Below are 7,823 nucleotides of genomic sequence, written 5' to 3'. Positions count from 1 at the left end.
GGCAAAGTCGTCATGGGCGGCGACGGCCAGGTTTCCCTCGGCAACACCGTGATGAAAGGCAACGCCAAGAAAGTCCGGCGCCTGTACCACGGTCAGGTCATCGCCGGCTTTGCCGGTGCCACCGCCGACGCCTTCACCCTCTTCGAACGTTTCGAAGGTCAACTCGAGAAACACCAGGGCCATCTGGTCCGTGCCGCCGTGGAGCTGGCCAAGGAGTGGCGTACCGACCGCTCGCTGAGCCGCCTGGAGGCGATGCTGGCCGTGGCCAACAAGGATGCGTCCTTGATCATCACCGGCAACGGTGACGTCGTCGAACCCGAAGACGGGCTGATTGCCATGGGTTCCGGTGGTGCCTTCGCGCAAGCCGCTGCCAGCGCACTGTTGAAGAAGACCGAGCTGGGCGCGCGTGAAATCGTCGAGACCGCCCTGGGCATCGCTGGCGACATCTGCGTGTTCACCAATCACAACATGACCATCGAGGAGCAGGATCTCGCCCAGTGATCAGTCGCCGCGCCCACCTGGGATGATCTTCACAGAAGACCACGCGCACTGAACCTTCGAGTCCGGAACACACCATGTCCATGACCCCCCGCGAAATCGTCCACGAACTCAATCGCCATATCATTGGCCAGGACGATGCCAAACGCGCCGTCGCCATTGCCCTGCGCAACCGCTGGCGGCGCATGCAGCTGCCCGAAGAGCTGCGCGTCGAAGTGACGCCCAAGAACATCCTGATGATCGGCCCGACCGGCGTCGGCAAGACTGAAATCGCCCGTCGCCTGGCCAAGCTCGCCAATGCGCCCTTCATCAAGGTCGAAGCGACCAAGTTCACCGAAGTCGGCTACGTCGGCCGCGATGTCGAATCGATCATCCGCGACCTGGCCGATGCGGCCATCAAGCTGCTGCGTGAGCAGGAAATGGTCAAGGTCCGCCATCGCGCAGAAGACGCAGCCGAAGAGCGTATTCTCGACGCGCTGCTGCCTGCTGCCCGTGCAGGCTTCAACGAAGAGCCGGTGAGCAACGATTCGAACACCCGCCAGCTGTTCCGCAAGCGTCTGCGCGAAGGTCAGCTGGACGACAAGGAAATCGAGATCGAAGTGGCCGAGCAGATGGGCGGCGTGGACATCTCTGCCCCTCCCGGCATGGAAGAAATGACCAACCAGCTGCAGAGCCTGTTCGCCAACATGGGCAAGGGCAAGAAGAAAAGCCGCAAGCTCAAGGTCAAGGACGCGCTGAAAATGGTCCGCGACGAAGAGGCCGGTCGCCTGGTCAATGAAGAAGAGCTCAAGGCCAAGGCGCTGGAAGCAGTCGAGCAGCACGGTATCGTCTTCATCGATGAAATCGACAAAGTGGCCAAGCGCGGCAACGTGGGTGGCGCCGACGTGTCCCGTGAAGGCGTGCAGCGCGACCTGCTGCCGTTGATCGAAGGCTGCACGGTCAACACCAAGCTGGGCATGGTCAAGACCGACCACATCCTGTTCATCGCTTCGGGCGCCTTCCACCTGAGCAAGCCGAGCGACCTGGTGCCCGAGTTGCAGGGTCGCCTGCCGATTCGCGTCGAACTCAAGGCATTGAGCCCGCAGGATTTCGAGCGCATCCTGAGCGAGCCCCATGCGTCGCTGACGGAACAGTACCGCGAGCTGCTGAAGACCGAAGGCTTGAACATCGAGTTCGTGCCCGAAGGCATCAAGCGTCTGGCCGAGATCGCCTGGCAGGTCAACGAGAAGACCGAGAACATCGGTGCCCGTCGTCTGCACACGCTGCTGGAGCGGTTGCTGGAGGAAGTCTCGTTCAGCGCCGGTGACATGGCTGCCGCGCACAGCGAAGCGCCGATCCAGATCGATGCCGAGTATGTGAACAGCCATCTGGGCGAGCTGGCGCAGAACGAAGACCTGTCACGGTACATTCTGTAATACGGCCTGTCATGCGCGGAGCGGCCTGTCACGGCCGCTCCGTGCTCTGACTGACACGCTGCTCCCCGCGCCTGCGAGAGTCGACCATGAGCAAAATCCCGAGCGCCATCAACCTGCACAAGGCCTCCAAGACCCTGAGCCTGACGTATGGCCCCGACGAGGTGTTCCACCTGCCCGCCGAGTTCCTGCGCGTGCACTCGCCGTCCGCCGAGGTTCAGGGCCACGGCAAGCCGATTCTGCAGGTGGGGAAACTGGGGGTTGGCCTGACCAAGGTGGAACCAGCTGGCCAGTACGCTTTGAAGCTGACTTTCGACGACGGCCATGACAGCGGCCTGTTCACCTGGGACTACCTGTACCAGTTGGCGCTGCGCCAAGAGCAGCTCTGGGCCGACTACCTGGAACAGTTGCGCGCCGCTGGAAAATCCCGCGACCCCGCCGAGTCCGTGGTGAGGTTGATGCTCTAGGCCGCCAGGGCCTTGTCCAATGCCTTTTCGATCTCGCTCTGGATCGTACCGCTCATCATCGCCAGCATCATGCCCAGCTTCAGGTCGATTCGAATCGCTTCGTCGTCGATCTGCACGGTTCCCTGCGCGCCGCTGCGCTTGACCGCCACCGTGTCGCCCTGCCAGGTGGCCTGCACGTCATAGCGGTCGATCAGCTTCTGCACCACCACTTCAGCCTTCTGCCGAGCCGCATCGCGGCCCAGATTGTGTTTGCGTTCGACGTTGATCTGGGTCATCGGGGACTCCGGGTAATGGGTTCAATGGCGCACAGTTTAACGCGGATGCCCTGGCAATCCATCGCGCCAAGACAAAGCGCCCCTGTGCGGCTTAGAATGGTGCGTAATTTTTCCTGGTGACAGCGATATGAATGATCAGCGCAAAGGCGGCGATGCCGAACCCACCACTCACTTCGGCTACAAGCACGTACCGGAAAGCCAGAAAGCCGAAAAGGTCGCCGAGGTGTTCCACTCGGTAGCGGCCAAGTACGACTTGATGAACGACGTGCTGTCCGGCGGCATGCACCGGTTGTGGAAGCGCTTCACCATCGAGCTGTCCGGCGTGCGCGTGGGTAACCGAGTGCTGGACATCGCTGGCGGCACGGGCGATCTGGCACGCAAGTTCTCCGATCTGGTCGGGCCGACCGGTCAGGTCGTACTGGCCGACATCAATGCCTCCATGCTCAAGGTCGGTCGTGACCGACTGCTCGACCGTGGCGTGGCCGGCAACATCGAGTTCGTCCAGGCCGACGCCGAAAAGCTGCCGTTCCCCGACAATCACTTCGATTGTGTGACCATCGCCTTCGGTCTGCGCAACGTCACGCACAAGGAAGCGGCCATCGCCTCCATGCTGCGTGTGCTCAAGCCGGGCGGTCGCCTGCTGGTGCTGGAGTTCTCCAAGCCCACCAACAAGCTGATGTCCAAGGTCTACGACGCCTATTCGTTCGCCTTCATGCCGCTGGCTGGCAAGCTGATCACCAACGATTCGGAAAGCTACCGCTACCTCGCCGAGTCGATCCGCATGCACCCTGATCAGGAAACCCTCAAGGCCATGATGGTGCAGGCCGGTTTCGACCGCGTCACCTACCACAACATGACCAGCGGCATCGTCGCACTGCACCGCGGGATCAAGCCCTGATGTTGCTCGGCGGCCTGATCGCCAGTGTCGAACACGGCCTCAACCGTGTGCTGCGCCTGGACGCCACGGCACTACCGCGCCTGGCGCACCTGCATGGCAAGGTGATTGCCATCCAGGGTCGCCAGCCTTCCTTTACGCTCTACGTCCTGCCCAGCGCCAATGGCTTGATGCTGGCCCAGCAATGGGCCACGCCGGCCGACTGCACCTTGCGGGCGCCGGCCGCCAGTCTGGTGCAGTTGGCGCTGCGCAAGGACAAGACTGCCGTGCTGCACAGCCCCCAGGTCGATCTGGACGGCGACAGCGCTGCCCTGCTCGAGCTGGTCAAGGTGCTGCAGGACCTTGAACTGGACTGGGAATACGAAGTCTCACGCTGGCTTGGCCCGGTGCCGACCTCGTTGCTGGCCGGGCACCTGCGCAGCCGCACGGGCTGGACCCGTGAAGGTCTGACCACGGCGACCCAGAATTTGGGCGAATACCTGGCCGAGGAAGCGCGTACTCTGGTAGGCGAGCAGGAAGCCCAGGCCCGTTTCAATGAGCTGGATGCTTTGAAAGTCGATGTCGAACGCCTCGAGGCGCGTATTGAGCGCCTCGCCCGATCCCACAACTCCAGCGATAACGCATGAAGCTGCTTGCCGTCCGCCGTCTGTTGCGCATCCAGCGCGTCGTGATCCGCTACCGCCTCGATGACCTGATGTTCGCCCTGCCACTGCCGTGGTGGCTGAAGATCACCCGTTTCGCCATGCCTTGGCGCTGGCTGCCGCGCAGCCGCCAGGAGCTCAACCGGGGCGCGCGCCTGCGCCTGGCGTTGCAGGACCTGGGGCCGATCTTCATCAAGTTCGGGCAGATCCTCTCCACCCGCCGCGACCTGCTGCCCGAAGACATCGCCGATGAGCTGATGCTGCTGCAGGACCGCGTACCGCCGTTCGACCCCAAGCAGGCCATGGCCCTGATCGAACAGCAATTGGGGGCGAAGATCACCGACGTGTTCAGTCGCTTCGACGTCGAGCCGCTGGCTTCGGCCTCGGTGGCCCAAGTCCACGCCGCGCGGCTCAAGACCGGCGAAGAGGTGGTGGTCAAGGTCATCCGTCCGGGGCTCAGATCGGTCATCGGCCAGGATCTGGCCTGGCTGTTCCTGCTGGCTCGTCAGGCCGAGCGACTGTCGGCCGACGCCCGCCTGCTGCACCCGGTGGACGTGGTCGCCGACTACGAGCGGACCATCTACGACGAGCTCGACCTGCTGCGCGAGGCGGCCAACTCCAGCCAGTTGCGGCGCAACTTCGAAGATTCGGATCTGCTCTACGTGCCCCAGGTGTACTGGGACTGGTGCCGGCCCAAAGTGCTGGTGATGGAGCGCATCTACGGCGTTCAGGTCACCGACATGGCCGCCCTGGCCGACCAGCGCACCGACATGAAGCTGCTGGCCGAGCGCGGTGTCGAGATTTTCTTCACTCAGGTCTTTCGCGACAGCTTCTTCCACGCCGACATGCACCCGGGCAACATCTTCGTCAGTACCGTGGCGCCCTGGAGCCCACGCTACATCGCCATCGACTGCGGCATCGTCGGCAGCCTGACCCCCGAAGACCAGGATTACCTGGCGCGCAACCTGTTCGCCTTCTTCAAGCGCGACTACCGCCGCGTCGCCCAATTGCACATCGATTCGGGTTGGGTTCCGGCGGAAACCAAGCTCAACGAATTCGAAGCGGCGATCCGTACCGTCTGCGAGCCGATCTTCGAGAAGCCGCTCAAGGACATCTCCTTCGGCCAGGTGTTGATGCGCCTGTTCCAGACCGCGCGGCGCTTCAACATGGAAGTGCAGCCGCAACTGGTGCTGTTGCAGAAGACCTTGCTCAATATCGAAGGCCTGGGCCGCCAGCTGTACCCGGACCTGGACCTGTGGAGCACCGCCCAGCCGTTCCTCGAACGCTGGATGCGCGAGCGGGTCAGTCCAAAATCTTTGTTTCAGAATGTTCAATCGCAGGTCGAGCAATTGCCGCATCTGGCCAACATGACCCGCGATCTACTCGAACGGATGTCTCAGCCTCATCGCAAGGATCCACCACCGCCCTGGGAGCAACGCCATGATCGGTGGGCCCTGCGGCTGCTCGGCGGTGCCTTGTTGGTGGGCGGGACAGTGACCGCGGTCTCCGGCATTGCCCTGGACAGTGTGCAGGCCTGGCCGGCCTGGTTGATGCTGGCATCGGGCTTGTACCTGGTCGTGCGCCGATAGCCAGTGGCGCCATCGGCTGGCACACTAGCCCTCTCTGTTGTCGGAGTCGCACATGAAAGACTGGCTGGACGAGATCAAATGGGACCGCGACGGCCTGGTGCCAGCGATTGCCCAGGATCACAAGACCGGGCGCATCCTCATGATGGCCTGGATGAACCGCGAAGCACTGGCGCTGACCGCCGCCGAAAACCGGGCCATCTATTGGTCACGCTCGCGTGGCAAGCTGTGGCGCAAGGGCGAGGAGTCCGGCCACGTGCAGAAGCTGCATGAACTGCGCCTGGACTGTGACGCCGACGTGGTCGTGCTCAGCGTCGAACAGATCGGCGACATCGCCTGCCACACCGGCCGCCAAAGCTGCTTCTATCGGGTCTTCGAGGACGGCCAATGGACCGTCGTCGATCCGGTTCTGAAGGACCCCGATGCCATCTATCACACAGGCCATGGTCATGAATGACACCCTGGACCGCGTCGCCGCGGTACTCGAAGAACGCAAGGGCGCCAGCGCCGACAGCTCCTATGTCGCCAGCCTGTACGCCAAGGGTTTGAACAAGATTCTGGAAAAGCTGGGCGAAGAATCGGTCGAGACCATCATTGCCGCCAAGGACGCCGCGCACAGCGGCGACTGCAGCGATGTCATCTACGAAACCGCCGATCTGTGGTTCCATAGCCTGGTCATGCTTGCACAACTCGGCCAACACCCACAGGCTGTACTCGATGAACTGGACCGCCGCTTCGGTCTGTCCGGTCACGATGAGAAAGCCGCCCGCCAGCCGTCAGCCTGAAATGTCTTTTTGGAGGAGTTGAATCATGGGTCTGTTTGATTGGAAACACTGGATCGTCATCCTGATCGTCGTGGTATTGGTCTTCGGCACCAAGAAACTCAAGAACCTGGGCACCGATGTGGGCGAGTCGATCAAAGGCTTTCGCAAGGCCATGAACGACGACGACAAACCGGCTGCCGAACAGCCCACCCAGCCGGTGCACCCGCAGGCCAGCTCGCCGCTGACTCCGCCGCACACCCTCGACGGCCAGCATCAGAAAGTCGAAGAACCCATCAGGAAAGACTGATCAATGTTCGGTATCAGCTTCAGTGAACTCATGCTCGTGGGCCTCATCGCCCTGTTGGTGCTGGGCCCTGAACGACTGCCCGGCGCCGCGCGAACCGCAGGGCTGTGGATCGGGCGTCTGAAACGCAGCTTCAATGCGATCAAGACCGAAGTCGAACGCGAGATAGGCGCCGACGAGATTCGTCGTCAATTGCACAACGAGCACGTGCTGTCGCTGGAGGAGCAGGCGCGCAAGATTCTCGACCCGCAGCGTCCTGCGCGGCCGAGCGAGCCTCCTGCGCCGCTGGCCGATCCCATCGCGCCAGGAGCTCAGGCACAGCCGGTGCTGGACCGCGATGCGGTGAGCGCCGCCGTCACCCCGACCAGCGTGGCCACTGCCGCGCAACAGGCCGACGTGATCGAGCGCGATACCAGCAGCGCCGCAGCGGTCGCGATACCCGTCACCTCCAATGAACCTACACAGCCACCGCGAGCCCCATGAGCGAAATTCCGGAAAATGACCAGCCCATGCCGCTGGTCTCGCACCTGACCGAACTGCGCACGCGGCTGCTGCGCTGCGTTGCCGTGATCTTTCTGGTCTTCGCCGGGCTGTTTTCGTTTGCCCAACAGATCTACACCCTGGTATCGGCGCCGCTGCGCGAATACCTGCCGGCTGGCGCAACGATGATCGCCACCGACGTGGCCTCGCCGTTCCTCACCCCGTTCAAGCTGACCATGATGGTCTCGCTGTTCCTGGCCGTGCCGATCATCCTGCATCAGGTCTGGGGCTTCATCGCGCCGGGCTTGTACAAGCATGAAAAGCGCATCGCCATACCGTTGCTGGTGTCGAGCATCTTTCTGTTCTATGCCGGGATGGCCTTCGCTTATTTCCTGGTCTTTCCGCTGGTCTTCAAGTTCTTCGCCAGTGCCACGCCTGTGGGCGTGACCATGGCCACCGACATCGCCAGCTACCTGGATTTCGTCATGACGCTGTTCTTCG

The 7,823-nt window shown here is 62.6% G+C and carries 12 protein-coding genes; 11 read left to right on the top strand and 1 reads right to left on the bottom strand.

The window, feature by feature from the left end:
• The 3 genes from hslV to B2V21_RS10445 all read left to right on the top strand — a co-directional run.
• Positions 1-501: ATP-dependent protease subunit HslV (gene hslV / locus B2V21_RS10455; RefSeq protein WP_286916803.1), on the top strand; the 501-nt coding region annotated here is incomplete at its 5' end.
• A gap of 74 nt (positions 502-575) precedes the next feature.
• Positions 576-1,913 carry an ATP-dependent protease ATPase subunit HslU gene (gene hslU / locus B2V21_RS10450; protein ID WP_043191381.1) on the top strand — a complete coding sequence of 446 codons (1,338 nt, stop codon included), beginning with the start codon at positions 576-578 and terminating at the stop codon, positions 1,911-1,913.
• 86 nt (positions 1,914-1,999) lie between these two features.
• Positions 2,000-2,377, top strand: coding sequence for a gamma-butyrobetaine hydroxylase-like domain-containing protein (locus B2V21_RS10445; protein WP_049861758.1), 378 nt, complete (start codon positions 2,000-2,002; stop codon positions 2,375-2,377).
• Here B2V21_RS10445 and B2V21_RS10440 read toward each other — a convergent pair.
• Positions 2,374-2,652: a polyhydroxyalkanoic acid system family protein gene (locus tag B2V21_RS10440; RefSeq protein ID WP_043191383.1), complete on the bottom strand. Its 279-nt coding sequence runs from the start codon at positions 2,650-2,652 to the stop codon at positions 2,374-2,376. The genes B2V21_RS10445 and B2V21_RS10440 overlap by 4 nt on opposite strands.
• A gap of 127 nt (positions 2,653-2,779) precedes the next feature.
• Between B2V21_RS10440 and ubiE the strand changes: the two genes are divergently transcribed.
• The 8 genes from ubiE to tatC all read left to right on the top strand — a co-directional run.
• Positions 2,780-3,550: a bifunctional demethylmenaquinone methyltransferase/2-methoxy-6-polyprenyl-1,4-benzoquinol methylase UbiE gene (ubiE, locus tag B2V21_RS10435; RefSeq protein WP_043191385.1), complete on the top strand. Its 771-nt coding sequence runs from the start codon at positions 2,780-2,782 to the stop codon at positions 3,548-3,550.
• Complete coding sequence (locus B2V21_RS10430; RefSeq protein WP_286916802.1) at positions 3,550-4,173, top strand: ubiquinone biosynthesis accessory factor UbiJ; 624 nt, start codon at positions 3,550-3,552, stop codon at positions 4,171-4,173. The genes ubiE and B2V21_RS10430 overlap by 1 nt, the downstream gene beginning before the upstream one ends.
• Complete coding sequence (ubiB, locus tag B2V21_RS10425) at positions 4,170-5,777, top strand: ubiquinone biosynthesis regulatory protein kinase UbiB (RefSeq protein WP_049861756.1); 1,608 nt, start codon at positions 4,170-4,172, stop codon at positions 5,775-5,777. Before B2V21_RS10430 ends, ubiB begins: the two co-directional genes overlap by 4 nt.
• 52 nt (positions 5,778-5,829) lie before the next feature.
• Positions 5,830-6,231, top strand: coding sequence for a phosphoribosyl-AMP cyclohydrolase (gene hisI, locus B2V21_RS10420; RefSeq protein WP_056844435.1), 402 nt, complete (start codon positions 5,830-5,832; stop codon positions 6,229-6,231).
• The gene (locus B2V21_RS10415) at positions 6,224-6,559 is read left to right on the top strand and encodes a phosphoribosyl-ATP diphosphatase (protein ID WP_286916801.1); all 336 of its coding nucleotides are present in this window, start codon (positions 6,224-6,226) and stop codon (positions 6,557-6,559) included. Before hisI ends, B2V21_RS10415 begins: the two co-directional genes overlap by 8 nt.
• Before the next feature lie 25 nt (positions 6,560-6,584).
• On the top strand, positions 6,585-6,845 hold the full coding sequence (locus B2V21_RS10410) for a twin-arginine translocase TatA/TatE family subunit (RefSeq protein WP_049861753.1): 261 nt from the start codon (positions 6,585-6,587) through the stop codon (positions 6,843-6,845).
• 3 nt (positions 6,846-6,848) lie between these two features.
• On the top strand, positions 6,849-7,325 hold the full coding sequence (gene tatB, locus B2V21_RS10405) for a Sec-independent protein translocase protein TatB (RefSeq protein ID WP_049861752.1): 477 nt from the start codon (positions 6,849-6,851) through the stop codon (positions 7,323-7,325).
• On the top strand, positions 7,322-7,823 hold a 502-nt coding region (gene tatC, locus B2V21_RS10400; protein WP_286916800.1), incomplete at its 3' end, for a twin-arginine translocase subunit TatC. The genes tatB and tatC, both read left to right, overlap by 4 nt.

This window comes from Pseudomonas sp. UBA6276 (assembly GCF_002438365.1).
In the GTDB taxonomy this organism is placed as follows: Bacteria; Pseudomonadota; Gammaproteobacteria; order Pseudomonadales; family Pseudomonadaceae; genus Aquipseudomonas; species Aquipseudomonas coleopterorum.
Note: the sequence above shows the minus strand (reverse complement) of the source record. Positions and strands in the feature narration are given on the sequence as shown.

What these genes read in the sequence shown, in the direction of transcription:
- hslU (WP_043191381.1), top strand. Translation starts at nt 576, where the DNA reads ATGTCCATGACCCCCCGCGAAATCGTCCACGAACTCAATCGCCATATC.
- B2V21_RS10445 (WP_049861758.1), top strand. Translation starts at nt 2,000, where the DNA reads ATGAGCAAAATCCCGAGCGCCATCAACCTGCACAAGGCCTCCAAGACC.
- B2V21_RS10440 (WP_043191383.1), bottom strand. Translation starts at nt 2,652, where the DNA reads ATGACCCAGATCAACGTCGAACGCAAACACAATCTGGGCCGCGATGCG.
- ubiE (WP_043191385.1), top strand. Translation starts at nt 2,780, where the DNA reads ATGAATGATCAGCGCAAAGGCGGCGATGCCGAACCCACCACTCACTTC.
- B2V21_RS10430 (WP_286916802.1), top strand. Translation starts at nt 3,550, where the DNA reads ATGTTGCTCGGCGGCCTGATCGCCAGTGTCGAACACGGCCTCAACCGT.
- ubiB (WP_049861756.1), top strand. Translation starts at nt 4,170, where the DNA reads ATGAAGCTGCTTGCCGTCCGCCGTCTGTTGCGCATCCAGCGCGTCGTG.
- hisI (WP_056844435.1), top strand. Translation starts at nt 5,830, where the DNA reads ATGAAAGACTGGCTGGACGAGATCAAATGGGACCGCGACGGCCTGGTG.
- B2V21_RS10415 (WP_286916801.1), top strand. Translation starts at nt 6,224, where the DNA reads ATGAATGACACCCTGGACCGCGTCGCCGCGGTACTCGAAGAACGCAAG.
- B2V21_RS10410 (WP_049861753.1), top strand. Translation starts at nt 6,585, where the DNA reads ATGGGTCTGTTTGATTGGAAACACTGGATCGTCATCCTGATCGTCGTG.
- tatB (WP_049861752.1), top strand. Translation starts at nt 6,849, where the DNA reads ATGTTCGGTATCAGCTTCAGTGAACTCATGCTCGTGGGCCTCATCGCC.